This is a genomic window from Paenibacillus ottowii (genome assembly GCF_006874425.1).
Taxonomy (GTDB): Bacteria; Bacillota; Bacilli; order Paenibacillales; family Paenibacillaceae; genus Paenibacillus; species Paenibacillus ottowii.
Genome location: NZ_VIJZ01000002.1, coordinates 293,438 through 315,965, shown reverse-complemented (window position 1 = coordinate 315,965; position 22,528 = coordinate 293,438). Strand labels below are relative to the sequence as shown.

Here is a 22,528-nt window from a genome sequence, read left to right as displayed (position 1 = left end):
ATGCACATGTTCCAGCATGTATTCGCAGAAATGAACAGCATGTTAGATGATATCGTGAAGCATTACCCATCAGCCCAGGGCCCCCGCAGACAGGAGCTGCTGCAGAATTGGAGTCTGCTGCGGAGAATGAGTGATGGAATTATGGATGAGTGGCTGGCTTTTGAGGAAAAAATGGTTTGCTTGCGTGCTGCTGGCTTTTCCGCAGAGACCGACATGTCTGACGCTGAATTGCCAGAAAAGGAGCTGCCGGCTTTTAACCGGGGGCAGGGGTATTATCGATTACTTATGTACCCTGAGGCCATCCAGCAATTTAAGCAGGTGCTACAGCATTTTCCAAACAGCTGGCAGAGTTGCATGTATATGGGGATGGCTTATTTTCAACTGGATGATTCAGCAGAGGCTGTAGGTCATTTTCAGAAGGTGCTGCACCTAACTGAACAACCAGGACTAAAAGCCGTCATTTTTAATGCGTTAGGCTGTTTGATGGCAAAGCAGGCTGACGTAAAAGAGGCGCAAAAATATTTTGCTCTCGCACATCAGTTCGATCCAACGCTACCCGAGCCACTGCACAATATGCAAGCCTGTTTGTCTGGTGCCGAAAAGCTTCGATGCAACAGCTCCATGTTAACCTGGATGTAGCTGTCAGACACCGAATAAGACGATGCATGCCCACCTCCTTGGGCGCCGTGTGCATCGTCTTTTTTGGCTGTCTTAATTTCCAAACAGGCAATCTTCTGCTATGCTATTATACGGAGTTATTATTTTTGTATGTGTCAAAAGAAAGGATTAAGCTCGAATGAAATTTGCGGTATTGGATTTTGAAACGACAGGCACCCAGTCCGCGGATGATATCATTCAAGTCGGACTTGCAATTATAGATCATGATAACAGCATTTCCCGTGTTTACGGCTCTTATGTAAACCCTGGCAGATCTATTCCACCTTTTATCACCGGCTTGACCGGGATTACAGACGATGACGTCAAAGACGCGCCTTCACTCGAAGAAATGATGATGGAACTCGTGCCTATGCTGGACGATGTCGTGCTGGTCGGTCATAATGTGGCGTTTGATTTCAATTTTTTGCAAAGCGCTTTGGATCGGTGCGGATACTTACCCTTCAGCGGTAGAATTTTGGATACGATGGATTTTCTAAAAATCTTGTTCCCGTCGCTATCTTCTTACCAGTTGGGTTTTGTTTCCTCTGAGTTTGGGCTGGCACATGACCGCCCTCATCAGGCAGACAGTGACGCGTTGGCTACAGCTGAGGTGTTTTTAAAGTGTCTAGGTGAGCTTCAGGCATTACCTTTGATAACGATACAGCGGCTTAGCGATTTGTTTGCAGAGGAAGACAGTGATCTTGGTTGGTTTCTTGACGGTATTCGGGAAGAGAAAGAGCTTGATCCTATTCAGGATTTGGAGAAACATCAATTTTTCCGTCAGCTTGCGCTTAAAGTGGAGGATTGGACCGAGCTGGCTACTCCGCGTAGAGAAGATGATCCGAATCCGCTGTCAGGTGTTTCCTTTGAGGAGTATATGGATGATGTGCGGGACAATTTACGTTCATCTTTGAGCCAATATGAGGAGCGCGAGGCCCAGATCCAAATGATTGAGGGTGTAAACCAAGCCCTGAGTCAAGATAAGCATTTGTTGATTGAGGCGGGGACAGGAACAGGGAAGTCCCTAGGTTATTTGCTTCCGTCACTATATCATAGTGTAAAATATGGGCAGAGGGTCACCGTAAGCACGCATACCATTAATCTGCAGGAGCAATTGCGAGAGCGTGATATTCCGATGCTGACAAAAGTGATTCCGTTCCCGTTCCGGGCTGCCATTTTTAAGGGTCGGGGACATTATTTGTGTCTGCGCAAGTTTGAACATAAAATAAACAGAAGAGACTTCGCGACACCAAAGGAAGACTTAATTACAGCGGCTCAAATGATCGTCTGGCTGACGCTGACAGAAACCGGTGATGATGAGGAACTAAACCTGAGCAACCGTGGAGGGGATTTTTGGGAAACGGTGGCCAGTGATTCCGAGTCCTGTCTTGGTCGTTCTTGCCCATGGTTCCGTAAATGCTACTATCATCGTGCACGTCATGAAGCAGGAACAGCGGATGTGGTTATCACGAATCACTCCAAGTTGTTCACCGACGTCAAAGCAAGTCACCAACTGCTGCCGAGCTATGAACATCTGGTCATTGATGAAGCTCATCATCTAGAAGAAGTAGCTGGCAAGCACCTGGGCATGCATATGAAATATTTCACACTTGTGCACACGCTGACTCGATTGTTCAAGGACAGTAAGAATGGACAATTGCCTTCGCTACGTCAGCAGTTGGCAAAATCGGGGCATGAGAAGTCAACAGAATGGGCCTCAACCATTGACCAGCTGTATCCACTCGTTTTAGAGGTTAAGGAAACTTGGGACCTGTTAAGCGATAAGCTGTTTGGCATGTTGCCGGAACGTACTGATGCAACGCCGGGAGAAACAGGGCAGTTTTCTTCACGTCTGAAACCATCGGCGAAGCCCGCGAAGTGGGATCAGGCGGCAGCATTGGAAAATCAGCTATATGTAACGCTGAGCGAAATTTTGCGCAAGGGCGACAAGCTGATGCTGGATGTCAAGGAAGAACATGACGATTATGCGGCAGATAGTCTCATTACAGATATTACGGGTCTGTTTAAGGATTTGGCGGGAATTAAGGAAAATTTACGTTTCTTTATACGACTCGATGATGAAACAACCGTATACTGGCTCGAAGCGAGTGGGCAATTCCGTAGTAAGTCATTGCAATTTTATGCGGTGCCCGTCGATGTGAGCCGTCAGTTGAAAGAAATGTTTTTTGACAAAAAAAGAAGTATTATTCTGACATCTGCTACTTTATCGGTAGATAAGTCATTTCAGTACATGACCGAGCAACTCGGCTTGCAGGAGGCTGCGGATCAAGGACGATTAATGACTTCTCAGCTCCCATCCCCTTTTAATTACAGGGATCAGGTGTTGCTGGTCATTCCGCGGGATTTTCCGAGTGTGAAGGGTAGTGTAGGGGATGCACACTTTGTAGAGATGCTCGTTAGCTCTCTAGGGGCGACTGCTCAGGCAACGCGGGGGAGAATGCTTGTTCTGTTTACTTCCTATCGGATGCTCCGGCAAGTGTATGAGCCGCTCAAAGAAGCGCTGGCATCCAGTGATATTACCGTGTTAGGACAAGGTGTGGACAGTGGAAGCCGCAGCAAGCTAACCCGCCGGTTTCAGGAAGCCAAAGCTTCTGTACTGCTGGGAACCAGCAGCTTCTGGGAAGGCGTCGATATTCCAGGGAAGGCACTGACTTGCCTGGCCATCGTTCGCTTGCCGTTTCAACCGCCCAATCACCCGTTACTGGAGGCAAAAAGCGAGTTGCTCCAGCAGCAGAAGAAGAATCCATTCATGAAGCTGTCTGTACCACAGGCAGTGATCCGTTTCAAACAGGGATTTGGTCGGTTGGTACGTACAGCGAGCGACCACGGAGTCGTCATTGTCTACGATACACGTGTGATCGAATCCTATTACGGAAAGCACTTTTTGTACTCGTTGCCGGGACCCAAAATGGAGCATATGCCATCGGAGCAAATGGTGCCACGCATTGCGGAATGGCTCCAATCCGCCCCGGAGACAGAGGCACAACGGACGGACACCTAAGGTCCGTTACAATTAGGGGGAGCAAGTATGAAATCAGATAAAATTTCAGAGGCTGTCGTACGGAGGTTACCCGTATATTTACGCTATCTGAATGCACTGCACAAACGGGAAGTGGCTACGGTCTCTTCTCAAGAGCTGGGGCAGAGGCTGGATTTGAATCCGGCCCAAATCCGTAAAGACCTGGCCTATTTTGGCGATTTTGGCCGGAAGGGTATCGGTTATGATGTTTCTTATCTAATTGAGAAAATACGCCATATCCTGAAAATCGACCAGCAGATTAATGTAGTACTGGTCGGAGCGGGTAATCTGGGTCAAGCCCTCTCAAACTATAACGCATATTTAAAAGACAATATGAAGATTGTGGCAGTGTTTGATGCGTTTCCAGATAAGGTTGGAACCAGAATCAATACACTGGTCGTTCAGCCAATGGATGAACTGGAAGCGACTGTGAAGGAAAAAAATATTCGAATCGGGATTATTACAGTGCCTGAGTTTGAGGCACAGCACGTAGCTGACAGGCTCATTGAGAGTGGAGTTGGAGCGATTCTGAACTTTGCACCTATCATTCTCAAGGCACCGGCTAACGTTCGGATACATGCCACAGATTTTACAACTGATTTGCTTAGCCTCGCATATTATTTGGAGGATGGAAAGGAAGAAGCACAATATGACAGTGAATAAATGGGTAATTAAAAACGGTTCTTTTGCCGTAAATGGAGCCGAAGCGGGAGTAATTCATGGTTTTATGATTGTGGAGGATAGCCGCATTACTTACATTGGCGAGACTTTGCCTGCTGGTGAGGAAGAGACGGAAGCAATCGACGGTAAGGGGCTATTGTTCTTACCTGGTCTGGTGAATACTCATGGTCATGCGGCGATGTCTCTGCTGCGAGGATATGGAGATGATCTGGCCCTTCAAGTGTGGCTGCAGGAAAAAATGTGGCCTATGGAGGCCAAGTTTACATCTACAGATGTGTACTGGGGAACATCTTTGTCAGTGTTAGAAATGCTAAAGGGTGGAACCACGACTTTCCTGGATATGTACGACCATATGGATGAGGTGGCTCGTGTAGCTGAAGAGTCTGGCATTCGTGCAAGTCTGATGCGTGGAGCAATTGGACTATGCTCAGAAGAAGAACAGCGGATCAAGCTGGCTGAGGCCGTAACTTTTGCGCGCAACTGGCATGGTAAAGCAGACGGCCGTATCACAACCATGATGTCACCGCATGCCCCGTACACATGTCCGCCTGCGTTTATCGAGAAATTCGTACAAGCTGCACATGATCTCGATTTACCATTGCATACGCACATGTCCGAGACGATCGCCGAAGTTGAGCAAAACGTACGTGATTACGGTTTGCGTCCAGTTGCACATTTAGATAAGCTTGGCTTTTTCTCTCGTCCTTCCCTGGTTGCCCACGGCGTTCACTTGAACGACGAAGAAATTGCCTTATTAGCAGAACGAGGTGTAGCGGTCTCCCATAATCCAGGCAGCAACTTGAAGCTGGCAAGCGGCGTAGCAAGAGTGCCTGAACTACTGCGTGCAGGAGTGACCGTTTCTCTTGGAACAGATGGTCCTGCCAGCAATAATAACCTGGATATGTTCGAGGAAATGCGCCTGGCGGCACTTATTCACAAGGGAGTGTCTGGTGACCCTACGGCAGTTCCTGCCAATGAAGCACTGCGTCTGGCAACAGAATATGGCGCAAAGTCAATCGGTTTAAAAGAGGTAGGAGCGCTGGCAGCAGGCAACAAGGCTGACTTTATCGCGTTAGATCTGAATCAAGCTCATTTCTTGCCGCGTACAGATCTTATTTCCCATGCCGTATACTCTGCAAGTGCCAAAGACGTGGCTCATGTATGGGTAGACGGCCGTCAGGTTGTGAAAAATGGCGAATGCCTGACGATGGACGAGGAACGTATCAAACATGAGGCACAAGCCGCCTTTGAAGGGCTGCTGTCGCGCTAATTCAGGTGTCACATCCCCTTAGAGAGGAAGCACAAGTTTGAAAAATAAGAAAAAATGGATAGCGGTCGCCATTTTGGCCGTAATACTGATCCTGGTCAGCATTTTCTGGTATTATTCCTACGTTACTCAAGACCAGGTGGCTGAGAAAAATGCCGCTATCATTAAGGCCAAGCAAGTGGGTGGTCTGGTAAGCACGACTCAGACATGGAAGTCTGTATGGGATCAGATATATTGGGTAGTTGAAGGAAAAAACGCACAGAATGAAAATATAATGGTGTGGGTTCCCTTTCAGAAAATGGAGGGGCAACCTAACATCCCTGCTGCAGATCCAAAAGGTGTTCATACTGAGCTGATAAAAAACGGAGTCGACGAACAAAAAATGACGGCGATCGTCCAGCAGCAACTTCCTAATGTGAAAATTGTGAGACTCCAACCGAGTGTGTTCAATGGCGAATATGTATGGCAACTGTTTTACGATGATGGAAGCCATCATAACTATACCTTCTATCGTTTCTCTGATGGGGGATCGACAGGGATAAAGTATACTTTGCCGAATTACTAGCGTGATGTTAAGAATGGAGAATGGTGGTTTGGAAGTGCTGAGGTAGGAGGGAACAGACACCGCGCTGCGCGAAGGTAACTTTTACACTCAGACTATATAGCTTGGAATGATTGAAATGAAGAAAAAAAGGCGTAAATGCGATATAATTCGTATTTACGTCTTTTTCTTGCTGCGCTGCAAAGCTGGGCTTTAAGCTAGCGAAGCATCCATACCTAGCTAATTTTTCTGCTAAGACATCGGCTTCCACCCATAACCAATGATTTTGCCTTCTCACAACTCCTCCACACATTGCCTTCGATATTAGATTCACGTTATGATATACTATATTTGATAAGTGATAGACAAATATGATAGATAAATAAGTTGCTGATCGCTATAAGATCATGAAATTTGGTTGTTTGTTGACATTCGTCCCGTTTCTTCTGGGTTTTACATTTTGAGAGGAGGATGTTGTTTGAAGTTACGTGCAGTTCCTATAGTTGTGGCGGCCGTTTTGGCAGCCTTGTTGTTATTTGGGGGATGGTTCATTTATCGTCAGGTTACAATGCAAAGTCCTCTAGAAAAACTGGTATCTCAATATCCAGGCGTGAAAAGCGCTCAAATAGATATTAAACAGGATCAGGTCGTCTTGAAACTTGATCTCAAACCGCAGGCGGATGTGGCCGGGTTGGTCGATGTGGTTAAGCAAAAAGGGCAGTCCATCATTGGCAGCCGTTCGATTAACCTGGATATCGCAGATCATTCCAATTCATCACTGAATCAATGGTGGTCTGAAGCTATGTTTCCTGTAGCCGAAGCGATGGAAAATAAAAAATATACTCAAATTTCATCTACAGTTGAGCAGATGAAAAAGAAAAAAGCAGGGATCAAGGCTGATACCGATATGGATTCGAACAATGTCTATATCCGACTCAGTGAAGGCAACGCGACGAAGTTTATCGTTTTGCCACGTCAATCTCAGCAAATGGGGGTATGGCCTAATGCCTAGATGGATCAAGGAAATATTAATCGGTATTATACCGGTGACCATTATATTTCTCGTTTTTATAGGGGTAAATATTATCCCTCTGCTGGTTGCGGGCGTGATGCTCAGCGGCTTGTTAATGCTGATGCATGCGCGTGGCGGCTTGGCCGTAGGTGCTGGGCAAGAACGCAAACGTAAAAAAAATGGCCCGGACAAGCTGACTTTTGAGGAAATTGGTGGTCAAGAAAGCGCAAAACAGGAATTGCGTGAAGCCTTGGATTTTTTGAATCGACATGATGAAATTTCCAAGTTTGGCATTCGTCCATTAAAAGGTGTTTTGCTCACAGGCCCTCCGGGAACAGGAAAAACGCTGATGGCGAAAGCAGCTGCACATTATACCAACTCTGTGTTTGTTGCAGCTTCAGGTAGTGAATTTGTTGAAATGTACGTGGGTGTCGGCGCAGGTCGTGTCCGTGAGTTGTTTCGGGAGGCTCGCACTCGTGCAGCCAAGGAAAAGAAAGAAAATGCAATTATTTTTATTGATGAGATTGATGTTATTGGCGGTAAGCGTGAGGGCGGACAGCAACGAGAATATGATCAGACTCTGAATCAATTGCTGACAGAAATGGATGGCATTTATTCGGCAGATACACCGCGGATATTGCTCATTGCGGCAACGAATCGTAAAGAAATGCTGGACAGCGCCTTAACGCGTCCAGGACGTTTTGACCGTCATATTCAAGTAGATTTGCCTGATAAGAAAGGCCGTCTTCATATCCTTAAAATTCATGCCAAAAACAAACCGATCCAGGAAGATGCGAATTTGGACAAAATCGCAGAGGAGTCGTACGGTTTTTCCGGTGCGCAGCTTGAGAGCGTCATGAATGAAGCAGCAATCTATGCCATGAGACAGGATCAGCAAATGATTGCGCAGAGTCATCTGTCTATGGCGATTGACAAGGTGATGATGGGTGAAAAAACAGACCGAGAATCGACACTGGAAGAGAAAAAACGTGTAGCGATTCACGAGTTGGGACATGCTATAATGGCTGAAATCGTTCGCCCTGGCAGCGTAAGTCAAGTAGCGCTCAGTCCGCGTGGGAAAGCGCTCGGTTATGTGCGTCACAATCCACAGCAGGAGCATTATTTATATACCAAGCAGTACCTGGAAGAGCAGATTATGATTTCGCTCGCAGGGGCTACGGCTGAAGAAATGTACTACGGGGGCCGGAGTACTGGTTCAAGCAATGATTTTGAGCAGGCACTGAACATCGTTCATACGATGATGACTTCCGGATTGACTTCTCTTGGAATTATTAACATGGAAATGGTTACAAAAGAAGAACTTATGCGGGAAAATGGCGAGATTATGAATGATCTGCATAACCGGACTTTGGAGTTGTTGGAAAAGCACCGTCCTGTGTTCGACAATTCTCTTGATATCCTGATGAAGGAAGAAACTCTGTCCGGAGATCAATTTAGATGTCAATTTAGTGAAAATGCTTTATTACCAGCATAATTTTTTATGCTGGTTATTTTTTTTTACTTTTAGTCCGTGCTAAGATATTATTATCTATTGGGACATAAACATGTATTTTTCGACAAAGAAGGATACAATATATGAGAGTGACCAGGAAAGGGTGGAGTTAAGAACCATGCAATTTAAAAAAATCGGCGTCATTGGCGGCGGCACCATGGGACAGGGTATTTCTGAAATGCTCGCGTCCAAAGGAATCGATGTGCTGCTAGTAGAGCAGACACCAGAGAAACTAGACTACGCTTATAATATGATTGAAACAAGTCTAGACAAGCAACTCGAAAAATGGGCAATTACTCAAGCAGAGAAAAAATTGATTTTATCTCGCATTGAAAAAGTATCCCATCTGGCGGAGCTTGCTAGCTGTGATATGGTGATTGAAACCATTACAGAGAATCTGGACGAGAAGAAAGCTGTTTTCCAAGAGCTGGATCATGTGTGTCCAAGCAATATTATTCTTGCAAGTAATACATCCACGCTGAGCCTGACCGAGCTTGCTAGCTCGACCAAGTATCCAGAGCGTGTTATTGGTATGCACTTTATTTATCCAGTATCCCGTATTGATCTTGTGGAAATTATTCGTGGTTTGAAAACATCAGACGAAACATTTGAAAACACTAAAATGTTTGTGGAAGAAATTGTGGAGAAAAAAGGAGTCATGATTTATGAATCTCCTGGCTTTGTAACTAGCCGGATTATCTGCCTCCTGATTAACGAAGCGGCTCATGTACTTCAAGAGGGTGTAGCTTCCGCGGAAGATATCGATGATGCTATGCGTATCGGCTACAGCTTCCAAAACGGTCCTTTGGAAATGGCTGACCGCTTTGGTCTGGATTCCGTTCTGGCCGCTTTGGAGCGGATGTTCCGTGAATTTGGCGAGCTGAAATACCGTCCGTCCATCGTCCTGAAGAAAATGGTGCGTGCAGGTAATCTGGGCGTGAAATCGGGCGAAGGTTTCTTCAAGTATGACAAGGATGGTGACCGGATATGAAAATTCTCGTAATCAACGCAGGTAGTTCTTCCCTGAAATACCAATTATATGATATGACGGACGAGTCCGTTTTGGCAAAAGGTTTGGTAGAACGTATTGGTATGGATTCCTCTATTCTGACGCATAAACCAACCAATAAGGAAGAATACACTGAAGTTAGCGAAATTTTGGAGCACACTACAGCCATCCGCAAAGTGCTGAATGCACTCACAGATGCAGAGCATGGTGTCATCTCCAGTATTAGTGAAATTCAGGCTGTGGGTCATCGTGTGGTTCATGGTGGCGAAATCTTCAAACAGTCAGCACTCGTAACACCTGAAGCGAAGAGTGAAATCCGCCGTTTGTTCGACCTGGCTCCGCTGCATAACCCGGCATCCATGATGGGGATTAAAGCGGCTGAGACGAATATGCCAGAAGTACCGCAGGTTGTGGTATTCGATACTTCGTTCCATCAAACTATGCCTGAAAAAGCTTATATGTACGCCATCCCTAGAGTGTTGTACAATAAGTACAAGGTTCGTCGTTACGGTGCACACGGTACCTCCCATGACTTTGTAAGTAAGGAAGCTGCCAAATTTGTCGGCCGTCCTTTGGAAGACCTGAAGATTATCACTTGTCATATCGGTAATGGCGGTAGTGTAACAGCAGTTCAAGGCGGTTTGTCCGTAGATACTTCCATGGGTATGACTCCATTAGAAGGTCTTATGATGGGTACTCGTAGTGGTGATTTGGATCCAGCGATCGTGCCTTATGTCATGAACAAAGAAGAATTGACTGTCAATGAAGTCAATTCCATGCTGAACAAGCATAGTGGACTTCTAGCTATTTCTGGTATCAGCAGTGATATGCGTGAAGTCACAGAAGGTATGGAAAAAGGCGAGCCTAATACTACATTGGCATTTGAAATGTATGAATACCGTCTGCGTAAGTATATTGGTTCGTATGCTGCCGCAATGAACGGGGTAGACGTAATTGTATTTACGGCAGGCGTAGGCGAAAACTCCGTCGTTCTGCGTAAAAGAGTGTTGGAGCAACTGACATTCCTCGGTATCGAACTGGATGAATCGTTGAATGCTGTTCGTTCTGGCGAGATTCGTCGGATTACAACTGCAAACTCGAAGGTAGAAGTACTGATCATTCCAACGAACGAAGAACTGGTAATTGCCCGTGATACGTTCCGTCTGGTTCAGTAGTTCGGTCCCTAAATGTAAACTTTATACATGCGGACCTATAGTTTAAGTTCTGCATGCACCAAACAGCGAGAGCAAACAGCCTGACCCAAGGGGAAGGGCTGTTTGATTTTCGGTTTAAGGAGAGAAGACGGTCATGACAAATAAAAGTACGATTGCCCAAGTGGGCCGCCATGTAGGGGAAACGGTTACAATCGGCGCTTGGGTAAACAATAAGCGGTCCAGTGGTAAAATTCAGTTCCTGCAACTGCGAGACGGCAGCGGGTATATTCAAGGGGTTATCGTGAAAAGCGAAGTGTCGGAGGATATTTGGAATGACGCCAAATCCTTGACTCAAGAGAGCTCCCTTTATGTAACTGGAATCGTGCGTGAGGAGCCACGTAGCCAATCGGGCTTTGAACTAACGGTTACAGGTATTGAAATCATTCATTTGACCGAAAACTACCCGATTACTCCCAAAGAGCACGGTGTAGACTTTCTGATGGACCATCGCCACTTGTGGCTGCGTTCCGCCAAGCAACGTGCTGTTCTGATTATCCGGGCGGAAATTATCCGGGCTGTACAGGAATTTTTCAACGGCAATGGTTTTACGAAAGTAGACCCGCCTATTTTAACTCCATCTTCTGCAGAAGGTACAACAGAGTTGTTCCATATCAAATATTTTGACGAAGATGCCTATTTGACACAAAGTGGACAATTGTACATGGAAGCTGCGGCAATGGCGCTGGGTAAAGTGTATTCCTTTGGTCCAACCTTCCGTGCGGAAAAGTCCAAAACACGCCGTCACTTGATTGAGTTCTGGATGATCGAGCCTGAGATGGCGTTTGTGGATCATGAAGAATCCTTGTGCATTCAGGAGCAGTTTGTAAGCCATATCGTGCAGTCTGTTCTGAAAAATTGTGCAAAGGAGCTTGAAGCTATCGGACGCGATGTTTCGAAGCTGGAACAAATTCAAGGCGAATTCCCACGGATTACGTACGATGAGGCAATTGCCTTCCTTCAAGGTGAAGGATTCGATATCCCGTGGGGTGAAGACTTTGGTGCTCCTCATGAAACAGCTATTGCCGAAAGATATAACAAGCCCGTGTTCATTACGCATTGGCCGACTCACATTAAAGCATTCTATATGAAACCTGACCCAGCCCGCCCAGAGGTTGTTCTGTGCGCCGATATGATCGCACCTGAAGGGTATGGCGAAATTATCGGGGGTTCCCAACGGATTGACGATCCAGCACTGATGGAAGAACGTTTTAACGAGCATAATTTGCCACGTGAGGCTTACCAATGGTATATGGATCTGCGCACCTATGGTACCGTTCCGCATTCCGGCTTTGGATTGGGACTGGAGCGTACAGTGGCCTGGATTTGTGGACTCGATCATGTACGTGAAACAATTCCGTTCCCACGTATGCTGTATCGTTTGTATCCATAATCAATGACAGGATCATTCAACAAGACATCAGCGGCAGAATGGGCGGAGGGAGTAGCCTACGCTATGGAAACCGGAATGGTTCAAATTCCCTACGCCCTGCTCAAGCATTATCGGACGCTTCGGCTGACGGATGGTGAAATGCTGCTGCTGATGCAGTTACTTGCATTTAAACAAGCGGAACGTAATGATTTTCCGACATGGGAGCAATTGCAGGCTCGTATGGGTTGCACTGCAAACGAAATCGCACTTTATTTCAGCAAGCTCATGAAAGAAGGATTTTTGCGGATAGATTCCGTAGAAGACCGCAGCTCATCTGTGCAATTTGAACGTTATAACTTGACGGGGCTGTATCGCAAGCTGGCTGAATGTATGATCGCCGAGCGTTCAGAGCAGCACGATGAAGATGACATTTTGTTTGCCGGGAAGCCGGATTTACTGAATGGAATATCGGAATCCCCGCTTACAGAAGAACGAAATTTGTTCACGATTTTTGAGAAAGAATTCGGCCGACCGTTATCACCGATGGAATACGAGACGATCAGCAGCTGGGTGGATCAGGATCGGTATCCGGAGGAGCTGATTTTGCTGGCTCTGAAGGAAGCGGTGTTTGCCGGGAAAGTACATTTCCGGTATATAGATCGCATTTTGTTAGAGTGGAGCCGAAACCGGGTCCGTAATGCTCAGGATGCGAAAGAATATGCCCAGCGATTCCGTAGTGGTGGTCGTAGTTAAAATCATAGAACGACCTTTCAGGTAACCGATTTATGCATTATAACTTTCACAATGAAGTGTAAATAAGCTTTAATGATAGAGGACGCACCTTTCGAGTTGAAGGGTGTGTCCTTTTTAAATATTTTTTTTCGAAATATGCAGGGGGAGAAAATTCTCTGGCGTCTATAGTATTGGGAAGGGGGAGAGCGTCATTGATATAGAGAGAATCATTGAACGAATCCGGTCTGGTGACCGGCAGGCGTTCCGTGAGATCGTAGAGTTGTACAGCAAGCATGTATTTCATGTGGCCTATTCGGTATTACATGACAGTAAGGAAGCGGAAGATGCCGCGCAGGAGGCGTTCGTTCAGGTGTACAAGTCTCTCCCCCAGTACCGGAACGAAGGGTTTAAAACGTGGCTGAGCCGAATTGCGCTCCATAAAGCGCTGGATATCAAACGCAAACAAGACAGGCGGCCTGCAGAGCTTATAGACGTGGCACAATCCCTTGTGCAGCTTCCTTCCCCGGATGAGGATGTACTGGCCCGTCTCATCCGCGAAGAACAAACAGTAGAACTATCACAAAAAATCGCCCAGTTACCCGAGCAACATCGGGATATTATTCAAGCTTACTATATGCAGGGCAAAACCTACGATCAAATCGCACAAGAAACGCAGGTAGCTTTAAAAACGGTAGAGTCCAGACTCTATCGGGCACGACTATGGATTCGAAATCACTGGAAGGAGGAGGAATGGCGATGACTGACCAACAGGATAGACCGTGGATGGAAGGGCAAACGAATGACTGGCATGCATACATTACAGGAACTTGTACGATAGAGGAATCTACTCGGCTGGAAAAGCTCTTGTTACAAGATGAACAAGCGCTAATGTTATATCTTGTTGCATTGGAGCAATTAGAGCCGGCACTGAAAGAATACTCTGCCTGGATGGATACGGAACGCTTCACAGATCAGGTAATGGCCGTTCTCCCCGATATAGAAGTGCCGAATCAAGTTGTATTCAAAAAACGCCGTTGGTTTGAAAAACCTGTATTTCATTATGTTATTGCGGCAAGCCTAACGTTGATCTTGCTATCTAGTGGAGCCTTTGACAAAATGATGCCGCATTCAGGCGGAAAGCAGATGCCTCCCAATGAACGCGTGTCTTACAGCGAAGAAATCATGCAAGCTACAACAACCTGGCTCGATAAATTAAAGCCCTGAATAAATGAAAGGGTAAGATGAACAAGTTTAAACCAGCCTTCAGTTGGACATTTATCAAGTTCTCATAAATAGAAAGGAAGTGTAGCAATGCCTTATACGGAACGAAGCAAGCTCTTGGCATTTCTATTGAACATCATTCCAGGTGTAGGACATTATTACTGGACCAGAAAAGCCAATTCGTTTGTATATACTATTTTGTTTTTCGGATTTCTGGCTGGAGGATTATTTTTTTCAGTAGTGTCAAGGGATGGAACGCCTTTTCTGGGAAGTATATTTGTTGCTGCTCTTTTGTGGGGACTCAGCATGCTGCACATTGTGATTAGCTTGTTACGTTATGATCCTCGTGCAGTTGCTGCTCCATATCCCCCTCATGTAGGACCCAATCCATATGGCTTTTACTCGCAAAGTGGACCTTATGGAGAGACTGGTTTAACAGGAGAGGTACCAGAGGGGGCAACGGACACAGGCACAAATGCCCCGGGAGCGGGTATGGGATCTGGCCCAGACCATAACCATTATCAACAAGGCTACTATGGTATGGCAGGATCACCTGCTTTTCAAAAAGGATCAGACAATGAGCGATTTTTTACGATTTTGCTGTCATTTATTCCTGGATTGGGACACCTTCATTTGGGGCTGATGCAGCGTGGCTTGTCTTTTCTGCTATCCTTCTTTGGCTTTGGAGCGATTCTCGTCTTTATTACCAGCATTACGAACGAATCCGGATTTTTGGCGTTTGCGGGCGTATTGCCGATTATTTGGCTGTATTGTATGTTTGATGCGGTGCAGCATGTACACCGCAAACAAGCCGGAGACATTCTTCAGGATCGGACTTTGTTTGAGGAACTGGAGCATGGAAGAGTTGAGGGACGTCGTAGTAAAATGCTGGCTACCATTTTATCGGTATTTCCGGGTGCTGGGCATATGTATATTGGTTTGCAAAAACGTGGACTCCAGCTTATGCTACTATTTTTAGGATTTATCTATATACTGGACGTGCTACATCTCTCACTCTTTTTGTTCCTCATTCCGGTGGTCTGGTTTTACAGCTTTTTTGATGCATTGCAGCAGGTAAGCCGTTATGGACGGGAGCAGCTGATCGACAAGCCTGTGATCGGTATGTTTGCTCAATATCACCGCTGGGTAGGCTTAGGACTGCTTCTGCTGGGTGCATACTACATCCTGATTAACGTACTTGTTCCAACACTGGATCGCCTGTTCCCGGATGAACGAATTTACAACATAGTTGACATGTATTTAAGAACCATTATTGTCTCCCTCCTATTAATTGGCGGCGGTGTTTGGATGATGATCGGCAATTCCAAATCTAAGCGAGCAAAGGAGAAACGATAAAATGGATACTGAATTTTCAAAGAGTGAGGCTTCCTTTAAGGGAGCCCATCACTCTCAAAACGACATGACTGGTGCAACAGGCATATTGGGCACTTCATCTCATAAGAATAGTACCTCTAAGAACTCCAACGCGCCAACAGGTGTATGGAAAGTCGGAAGACTATCAATGGGGCTGTTCTTGGTGCTGCTGGGGGGCGTAACGTTTGCCTCCAAGTTTTGGGGAGTAGGCATACTGGATCAGGCACTAACCTGGTGGCCTGTCGTATTTGTTTTGCTGGGACTGGAAATTTTAATGTATACTGCCTGGAAAGGGACACGTGAGCGCATTCGATATGATGTGTTTAGCATGTTTATTACGGCGGTATTGGTTTTTTGTTGTATTGGATTTGCGCTGGTCAGTTCATTAGGGATCACTCCGCAAGTTAGAGAAATAATGAGTTCGGTACAGGAAACAAGGATTCTTCCAGATTGGCATGAAAAGCTGCCAGCCGGAGTAACCAAGGTGATTGTGCAGGGTGAAGACCCTTATGCAGTCAAAATTGACGCAACCACCTCACCGGAGGTGCATGTGTTCGGGAGTTATGTCTATACAGGCAATGAGGAAGATTTCAAAGGAATGGAGCTGTATCAAACAAAGCAAGTTGGAGATACACTGTATGTACTTCTCAGCCAGGTTCCCACACGTTTTATGCAAACACATCATCAGCTGGACGTTACCATTGCTGTGCCTGAGGGAATAGCGGTTACTGTGCGTGACAGTCAGGGAAATGTGATTGAAAAATAGAGAGTGCTTCCAGCTTCAGCTTTACATTTTGTATTATACACGCGATACTTGTTAGGGAGCTTGGGTTTTCGCTATGTCACTAGTTCAAACATATAGTTGCTTAACCAGGCGTAATTTGATGATATGCATTCGAAAGAGCGAATGTAACTGGAAAAGAGGGAAAAAATGATTTCATTGAATCCTGACACACTTACAGAGCGTGAAAATTATAAGCTGTTGACCGGAAGTATTATCCCAAGGCCGGTAGCGTTTGTTACGACTTTGAGCAGCAAAGGGGTGCTGAATGGTGCTCCTTTCAGTTATTTTTCTATCGTTGCCGCCGAGCCGCCACTGCTGTCTGTATCCGTACAGCGTGTTGATGGAGTTTCCAAAGATACAGCACGTAATGCGATAGAGCATAATGCTTTTGTCGTACATATTACAGACGAAGACAACGTGGGGGCGGTGAATGTGACGGCTTCCCGTCTGTCGCCGGAGGAGAGTGAGATTGCACTGGCAGGTCTTACTCCGATCCAGAGTACAAAAATCGCCGTTCCGGGTGTGACGGAAGCGAAGATTCGCATGGAATGTATTTTGGAGAAAGTGATCCCGCTGGGAGGCAAGGAGGACACACCTGCCTGTGATCTATTAATTGGTCGCGTAGTGCAGTATCATTTGTCGGAGGAAGCGTACCAAAATACATATGTGATTGCCAAGGAGTTGCGTCCGGTGAGTCGGTTGGCTGGGAATAACTATGCAAAGCTAGGAGAGCAATTCACGCTGGAGCGTCCCCAATAGGGGACGTTTTTTTACAACATGAAGCAAAAGGAACTTCCCAGGCAATGAAAATATTCAAAGATGTTTACAGGATTTAGGAGATCGAAGGTTTAGAATGAGACTCTAGTGGGTTGGAGTGCCCTGATGAAAAACCAATTGCCATTGTCCTTCATTTAATTTCCAAATGGAACTTCTAAGTGACTTATTTCCGGCATCAATCGATTCCGTACAGTATGTTGCATGTACAATATTTGAAGATAACAGCCTTATGTTAAAGTCAGTAATCACAAATGGAATATAGTCTAATGGAGATTTACCAATTAAAAAGCTTAATTGCATTGACTTATCGTACTTTTTACCCGACGAACCATACTCAAGATAGTCATCAGCTAATAGTCTTTCAAAATCCTCTCTCTGAGCATGCATCAGCTGCTTTTCTAAATTTAGTATTATATCTTCTAAAACTTTACTCACCGGACCACCTCAACTCATTTTTATCTTGCCAGTGGGCTAGAACTCTTTTGAATAAAAAAGAGAACGTACCGTGCTTTCGCTAGGCTCCGTTCCCGACATTTGATGACCAATTTTTATAGTTCACCGATATGCATCTTTAATATTTACAAGTTATTCATTTCAAAGTTTTTAGCAGTAAGGAGCGATAGGTCGTTTCAAACAGAAACTCAAACGCCTCCAGATGCTTTTTAGCTTCAAACACATCACGCCCCCATGCATAAATACCGTGATTACGTAATAAAATCCCTGGAACCTGATCATTCAGCACGCCCGGCACCAGCTTGGCAATCGAGGCGATATCAGCATAATTGGGCAGCACGGGAATCTGAATGGCGGCATTTTCCTCCCAAATGTTAAAAGCTTTAATGAGCTCGATGCCTTGTACAGGTACAAAGCCCTGCTCGCCGCAATATTCAGAAATCAGGTTGTTAAACACGGTATGCACATGAAAAACCGCTCCACAACCTGTCAGTCGGTAAATTTCGCAATGGATGAGCGTTTCTGCACTTGGCTTGAGGTTTGTGGCTTCTGCTGCTTTTCCGTATTGATCTACGAACAGAAAATCTTCAGGAGTGCGCTTGGTTTTATCCTTGCCGCTAGCGGTGACTGCAAAATAAAATTGTTCAGGATGAAAATTACCGATTCGGATCGACAAATTTCCGCTTGTGCCTGGGAACCAGTTGCGCGAGGCGAATAGTTCCTTGACATCAGCAAGTTCTTCCAGAGCACGGCGTTTTTCCTCGATTGAAATGTCTGCCAGGTTAAAACTCATTACAGTACCCCCTGCTCCTGTTTTTGCTTTAGATCCTTGATAATATCGTCAAATGTCTCAAAGGGTACATGCGGTACACCAAGCTCTTGACACTTTAATGTTAGATGCGAGCGGGAGTACACCAAGTCGGCAATTTTGGCTCCTTCAAAATCGGTCAGGCTGTCGCCAATCAAAATCCGTTCGTATTGCTCGGGAGGGTATTGACGAATGACGGTTGTTTTGCACATGCCGCAGTCATTCTTACACGGCTCCTCACATTGATGCGGCCACGTTATCTGGATGTGATCTCCCGAAAAATCCGCTCCATTGCAATAAATGTGATCGTGTGGAAAATTAAACGGTTCTAGCAATGGATCAATAAAAAAATCAATACCGCCGCTAGTAACGAAAAATTCAATCTGCTGCTCTTGAACAAAGTCTAAAAAGCGTGCAAAGCCCTCACGTATACCCGCTTGTCCAAGTGCATAGGAGATAATTTCGTCCTTTTGCTCTGAAGGCATGAGGGCAAACATCGCCCCTACACCTTCACGAATGGATATATGTCCGTTCACAATTTGATGCATGATAGGTTCATAGCCCGCAGGTTGAAAATGCTTCATAATAGCGACAATATTATCATTGTTTGTAATGGTCCCGTCAAAATCGCAAAAAATGACGGGCTTCTTTGTAGTGCTCATCGTTCGCCTCCCCACGTGTCAAGCGCAGATTGCAGCTCAGGATGAGTACGGGCGTATTGTGCCAGCGGAACATTGTGCTGGACCGCTTCAATCGCCTGAACAAAAGCACGGCCACCAGCTTCTGTACCCAGTGGATGTCCGTGAATGCCACCCCCAGCGTTAACCACCACATCGGTACCAAAGTCACGTACAATGAGCGGCACCAGCCCTGGGTGAATCCCTGCGGAAGGGACAGGCATGCTGGCCTTCAGCGGTGAATCAGGAGTGATCAGTTCGTCACGGATCACCATGTTCTCCTCACGTGGCATCGTCACGGAGCCGTAGGGAGAAGGAAAGAGAACAAGGTCAGCGCCAGCCAGGCGCATAAGCTGACCGAGCAGGACGGACGCCGATATGCCATAATGAGGCGATGGGTAAGTAGCACCCGCTAACGAAGGATGCGCTGCAATCGGCACTGAGATGGCGGGATCGCTGCTAAGTTCATGCAGCACATCATAACCGTAGGCCAACACGTTAAACAGTAACGCGTTCGCGCCTGCGTCGATAGCCTTGAGGGCTTGCGCTTTGAGCTGCGAGGTTGGACCGGTTAAATTAGCGGCATACAGCAGCTTTTTACCAGTTTCACGCTCAGCCGCTTCAGCGGCCCGGATACAGGCTTCAACACGTTTTTCAATCGGCGTCAGCGCATTTTCAAACAAGATCTCGTCGTCCTTGATTAGATCAACGCCGCCGAGAGCCTGACGGGTAAACTGTTCACGCAGTTCGTCCAAGTTGAGCCCAATCACGGATTTGAAAATGCTCATAAGCAGAGGTCGATCATACACGCCAAGCTGATCGCGCAAGCCGCTGATACCAAATTTCGGTCCCGAAAAAGCAGAGAGGAAGGCTTCCGAGAAACCCAGCTTCGTCAGCTTAATTCGGCCGTCCATTGAAATTTTGCCGAAGACCGTAACCAGCAAAGCGGGGATATCGCGGCTGAAATTAACATCTGGGTAAGCGATGGTCAGGTCGGCGTACCGCTCACCAGGACCTCCATCGTGAATATCTACAGATTGAACAGAGCCGAGGTGTTTTTGCATCGCAGCCCGCTTGGCCTGAGGGAGCTCAGTCCAGCTGCCCACCGTCATGCCGATGGCAATAGATTGGGCCTTTTTGTTAAAATCAGCTCTGTCATCGTATACTCGGTAGGTCGCCAGGCAATAGCTCATTCAATTCCCTCCTTAAGTACAGCTCCCATCTCGCGGGATCGTTCAGCACAGCGCTGCACCGCCGTAATCACCGTTTCGTAGAAGTCACCTTTGTCCAGTGTTTCCAATGCAGCTACCGTGGAGCCATTAGGAGACATGATTTTGTGGCGAAGAGCAGAAGGCTCCTCTCCGGTTTGTTGTACCATGCGTGCTGCTCCAAGCGCAGTTTGTACCGTTAATTCGTGCGCTTGTTCAGGAGTCAAGCCACCGCGAATTCCCCCGGCGATCATGGCTTCCATTAAATAGTAGACATAGGCAGGACCGCTTCCGGAAATGCCAGTCAATATATCCATTTTCTCTTCTTCTATAACCGTTACCGTACCTACAGATTCGAACATCGTAAGCACGTTTTTGCGCTGACTTTCGCTGATCTCTTTGGAAAAGCTGATGCCTGTGGCGCCGAGTCCAATCGAGCTGGACGTATTAGGCATCGTCCGCGCGATGGGCTGCTTGCGACCCAGCAATGTTTGCATGGTACGAATAGACAAACCGGCGATGACTGAAATGATCAGCTGTTCATCTGACAGGAGGGGGCCGAGCCGTCCAAGGGCCTTGGCAGCATCTTTAGGTTTCATGGCAAGCACGATCACTGGAGAATGACGCAGCAGTTCTGTTTTGGCGGCATCTTCAGTTTGGAATAATACTCCGTATTGCTGCTGAAGTTCTTCAAGGCGAGCCTGATTACTGCGGTTGATGACAGTAATACCGCCACGTTTGACGACAGAACGATTCGTCATCCCACGAATAATAGCCTCAGCCATTGAACCTGCCCCGAAAAACGTAATTTGCTCGTTAATTAACACTTTTGTTTGTGATTCACACATGGATTCATACCTCCAAAGATACGGATTGATTTATGATATTATTCCCTGATTTGTCCAGTACCGTACACGCGGTATTTGGTTGAAGTCAAGGCAGGCAATCCCATGGGGCCGCGGGCATGTAATTTTTGTGTGCTGATTCCGATCTCGGCACCAAATCCAAACTCGAAGCCATCCGTGAAGCGAGTGGATGCATTGTGGTACACGGCTGCCGCGTCCACTTCTTGCAGAAAACGATCGGCATGAGCTTTATTCTCAGTGACAATACACTCTGAATGCATCGTACCATAACGGGCAATGTGCTCCAGTACTTCGTCTAAATGGTTTACGACTTTGACATTCAAAATGTAATCATTATACTCGGTGCCATAATCCTCTTCCGTAGCAGGAACAGCCCAAGGAACCAGTTCTTGTGTCCGCGCACAACCGCGCAGCTCAACCCCGGCATTACGGAAACGTTCCGCTAATTCTGTTAAATGTGCTTGTGCATAATCCGAGTGCACAAGCAATGTTTCCATCGAGTTGCATACAGACGGTCTTTGGACTTTGGCGTTGAGTGTAATGGCTTCGGCCATTTCTGCATTCGCTGTAGCGTCCAGGAATGTATGGCATACGCCAGCTCCCGTTTCGATGACAGGCACGGTAGCGTTTTGAACAACATTTTGAATAAGTGAACGCCCGCCGCGTGGAATAATCACATCCAGCAAGCCATTCAACGTAAGCATTTCGTTGACAGAGGCACGGTCTGAATCTTCAATAAGTTGAAGCGACTCGCGCGGCACGGCTGTGGCGTCTAGCGCTTGCTGGAGCACTTCAATAATCTTGCGATTGGAGGAGAGAGCAGCCGAGCCACCGCGCAGCACAACCGGATTGCCTGTTTTCAAGCACAGACCTGCAGCATCCACAGTCACATTTGGACGTGCTTCATATATAATGCCGATGACACCTAGCGGTACACGTATTTTTTCAATTCGCAGACCGTTGGGACGCTCAATTTGCTCAAGCGTGTCACCGACTGGATCAGGTAGCGCAGCAATCTGGCGTAATCCTTCGGCAATAGCTCCGATTCGCTCCTCGGTCAGCTTGAGGCGGTCGAGCAGCGATTCCGACGTACCTAGTTCTTTTCCACGTTTCAGGTCCATATGATTCGCTGTAATGAGTTCCTCAGTATGGTTCACTAGAGCTTCAGCCATAGCAAACAATGCTTCGTTTTTTTGGGTTGTAGTCAGTCGGTTCATAATGATGGCACTTTTTTTCGCGAGACTTGCTTTGGTTCGTACTTCACTGAACTGGTTTTCTTCTGTTTTTGCTGTATTTGTCGTTAAATCACTCATAATATGGCCTCC

22 protein-coding genes are annotated in these 22,528 nt (G+C 46.5%); 16 read left to right on the top strand and 6 right to left on the bottom strand.

Going from position 1 to position 22,528, the window contains the following annotated elements; genetic code table 11:
- The first annotated feature begins 6 nt into the window (after nucleotides 1-6).
- The 16 genes from FKV70_RS05600 to FKV70_RS05525 all read left to right on the top strand — a co-directional run bounded on the left by FKV70_RS05600 (nucleotide 7) and on the right by FKV70_RS05525 (nucleotide 17,173).
- The gene (locus FKV70_RS05600) at nucleotides 7-639 is read left to right on the top strand and encodes a tetratricopeptide repeat protein (protein WP_064796421.1); all 633 of its coding nucleotides are present in this window, start codon (nucleotides 7-9) and stop codon (nucleotides 637-639) included.
- Nucleotides 640-796: 157 nt separating this feature from the next.
- The gene (gene dinG, locus FKV70_RS05595) at nucleotides 797-3,679 is read left to right on the top strand and encodes an ATP-dependent DNA helicase DinG (RefSeq protein ID WP_142612071.1); all 2,883 of its coding nucleotides are present in this window, start codon (nucleotides 797-799) and stop codon (nucleotides 3,677-3,679) included.
- A 27-nt stretch (nucleotides 3,680-3,706) separates the two neighbouring features.
- Nucleotides 3,707-4,360 carry a redox-sensing transcriptional repressor Rex gene (locus FKV70_RS05590; RefSeq protein WP_142612070.1) on the top strand — a complete coding sequence of 218 codons (654 nt, stop codon included), beginning with the start codon at nucleotides 3,707-3,709 and terminating at the stop codon, nucleotides 4,358-4,360.
- Complete coding sequence (locus FKV70_RS05585; protein ID WP_063213454.1) at nucleotides 4,347-5,648, top strand: amidohydrolase; 1,302 nt, start codon at nucleotides 4,347-4,349, stop codon at nucleotides 5,646-5,648. Before FKV70_RS05590 ends, FKV70_RS05585 begins: the two co-directional genes overlap by 14 nt.
- Before the next feature lie 37 nt (nucleotides 5,649-5,685).
- Nucleotides 5,686-6,210 carry a cell wall elongation regulator TseB-like domain-containing protein gene (locus tag FKV70_RS05580; RefSeq protein WP_142612069.1) on the top strand — a complete coding sequence of 175 codons (525 nt, stop codon included), beginning with the start codon at nucleotides 5,686-5,688 and terminating at the stop codon, nucleotides 6,208-6,210.
- Between the two features lie 454 nt (nucleotides 6,211-6,664).
- Nucleotides 6,665-7,198 carry a hypothetical protein gene (locus tag FKV70_RS05575; protein WP_063213452.1) on the top strand — a complete coding sequence of 178 codons (534 nt, stop codon included), beginning with the start codon at nucleotides 6,665-6,667 and terminating at the stop codon, nucleotides 7,196-7,198.
- Nucleotides 7,191-8,693, top strand: a complete 1,503-nt coding sequence (locus FKV70_RS05570; RefSeq protein WP_142612068.1) for an AAA family ATPase — start codon at nucleotides 7,191-7,193, stop codon at nucleotides 8,691-8,693. Before FKV70_RS05575 ends, FKV70_RS05570 begins: the two co-directional genes overlap by 8 nt.
- A 136-nt stretch (nucleotides 8,694-8,829) precedes the next feature.
- Nucleotides 8,830-9,702: a 3-hydroxyacyl-CoA dehydrogenase family protein gene (locus tag FKV70_RS05565; RefSeq protein WP_142612067.1), complete on the top strand. Its 873-nt coding sequence runs from the start codon at nucleotides 8,830-8,832 to the stop codon at nucleotides 9,700-9,702.
- Nucleotides 9,699-10,895 (top strand): acetate/propionate family kinase, encoded by a 1,197-nt coding sequence (locus tag FKV70_RS05560; RefSeq protein WP_063213449.1) that lies wholly within the window; start codon nucleotides 9,699-9,701, stop codon nucleotides 10,893-10,895. The genes FKV70_RS05565 and FKV70_RS05560 overlap by 4 nt, the downstream gene beginning before the upstream one ends.
- Nucleotides 10,896-11,028: 133 nt before the next feature.
- Nucleotides 11,029-12,324 (top strand): asparagine--tRNA ligase, encoded by a 1,296-nt coding sequence (gene asnS, locus FKV70_RS05555; protein WP_064796425.1) that lies wholly within the window; start codon nucleotides 11,029-11,031, stop codon nucleotides 12,322-12,324.
- A 3-nt stretch (nucleotides 12,325-12,327) separates the two neighbouring features.
- Nucleotides 12,328-13,056 (top strand): DnaD domain-containing protein, encoded by a 729-nt coding sequence (locus FKV70_RS05550; protein ID WP_142612066.1) that lies wholly within the window; start codon nucleotides 12,328-12,330, stop codon nucleotides 13,054-13,056.
- A gap of 118 nt (nucleotides 13,057-13,174) precedes the next feature.
- On the top strand, nucleotides 13,175-13,795 hold the full coding sequence (locus FKV70_RS05545; RefSeq protein ID WP_142612065.1) for an RNA polymerase sigma factor: 621 nt from the start codon (nucleotides 13,175-13,177) through the stop codon (nucleotides 13,793-13,795).
- Entirely contained in the window at nucleotides 13,792-14,259 is a 468-nt protein-coding gene (locus tag FKV70_RS05540) for a hypothetical protein (protein WP_142612064.1), read from the top strand. Before FKV70_RS05545 ends, FKV70_RS05540 begins: the two co-directional genes overlap by 4 nt.
- 87 nt (nucleotides 14,260-14,346) lie before the next feature.
- Entirely contained in the window at nucleotides 14,347-15,612 is a 1,266-nt protein-coding gene (locus FKV70_RS05535; protein WP_063213444.1) for a hypothetical protein, read from the top strand.
- Nucleotide 15,613: 1 nt separating this feature from the next.
- A complete protein-coding gene (locus tag FKV70_RS05530; protein WP_142612063.1) occupies nucleotides 15,614-16,396 on the top strand; it encodes a hypothetical protein in 783 nt (260 codons plus the stop codon).
- Nucleotides 16,397-16,561: 165 nt separating this feature from the next.
- A complete protein-coding gene (locus FKV70_RS05525; protein ID WP_142612062.1) occupies nucleotides 16,562-17,173 on the top strand; it encodes a flavin reductase family protein in 612 nt (203 codons plus the stop codon).
- A 102-nt stretch (nucleotides 17,174-17,275) separates the two neighbouring features.
- On the opposite strand, the gene FKV70_RS05520 is transcribed toward FKV70_RS05525, so the two are convergent.
- The 6 genes from FKV70_RS05520 to FKV70_RS05495 all read right to left on the bottom strand — a co-directional run bounded on the left by FKV70_RS05520 (nucleotide 17,276) and on the right by FKV70_RS05495 (nucleotide 22,516).
- The gene (locus FKV70_RS05520) at nucleotides 17,276-17,626 is read right to left on the bottom strand and encodes a nuclear transport factor 2 family protein (protein WP_142612061.1); all 351 of its coding nucleotides are present in this window, start codon (nucleotides 17,624-17,626) and stop codon (nucleotides 17,276-17,278) included.
- A gap of 154 nt (nucleotides 17,627-17,780) precedes the next feature.
- Complete coding sequence (gene mtnB, locus FKV70_RS05515; protein WP_142612060.1) at nucleotides 17,781-18,437, bottom strand: methylthioribulose 1-phosphate dehydratase; 657 nt, start codon at nucleotides 18,435-18,437, stop codon at nucleotides 17,781-17,783.
- On the bottom strand, nucleotides 18,437-19,114 hold the full coding sequence (locus FKV70_RS05510) for a 2-hydroxy-3-keto-5-methylthiopentenyl-1-phosphate phosphatase (protein WP_142612059.1): 678 nt from the start codon (nucleotides 19,112-19,114) through the stop codon (nucleotides 18,437-18,439). Before FKV70_RS05510 ends, mtnB begins: the two co-directional genes overlap by 1 nt.
- Nucleotides 19,111-20,322: a 2,3-diketo-5-methylthiopentyl-1-phosphate enolase gene (locus FKV70_RS05505; protein WP_142612058.1), complete on the bottom strand. Its 1,212-nt coding sequence runs from the start codon at nucleotides 20,320-20,322 to the stop codon at nucleotides 19,111-19,113. The genes FKV70_RS05510 and FKV70_RS05505 overlap by 4 nt, the downstream gene beginning before the upstream one ends.
- A complete protein-coding gene (gene proC, locus FKV70_RS05500; RefSeq protein WP_142612057.1) occupies nucleotides 20,319-21,185 on the bottom strand; it encodes a pyrroline-5-carboxylate reductase in 867 nt (288 codons plus the stop codon). The genes FKV70_RS05505 and proC overlap by 4 nt, the downstream gene beginning before the upstream one ends.
- 38 nt (nucleotides 21,186-21,223) lie before the next feature.
- Nucleotides 21,224-22,516 carry a glutamate-5-semialdehyde dehydrogenase gene (locus tag FKV70_RS05495; protein ID WP_142612056.1) on the bottom strand — a complete coding sequence of 431 codons (1,293 nt, stop codon included), beginning with the start codon at nucleotides 22,514-22,516 and terminating at the stop codon, nucleotides 21,224-21,226.
- Nucleotides 22,517-22,528: the final 12 nt, after the last annotated feature.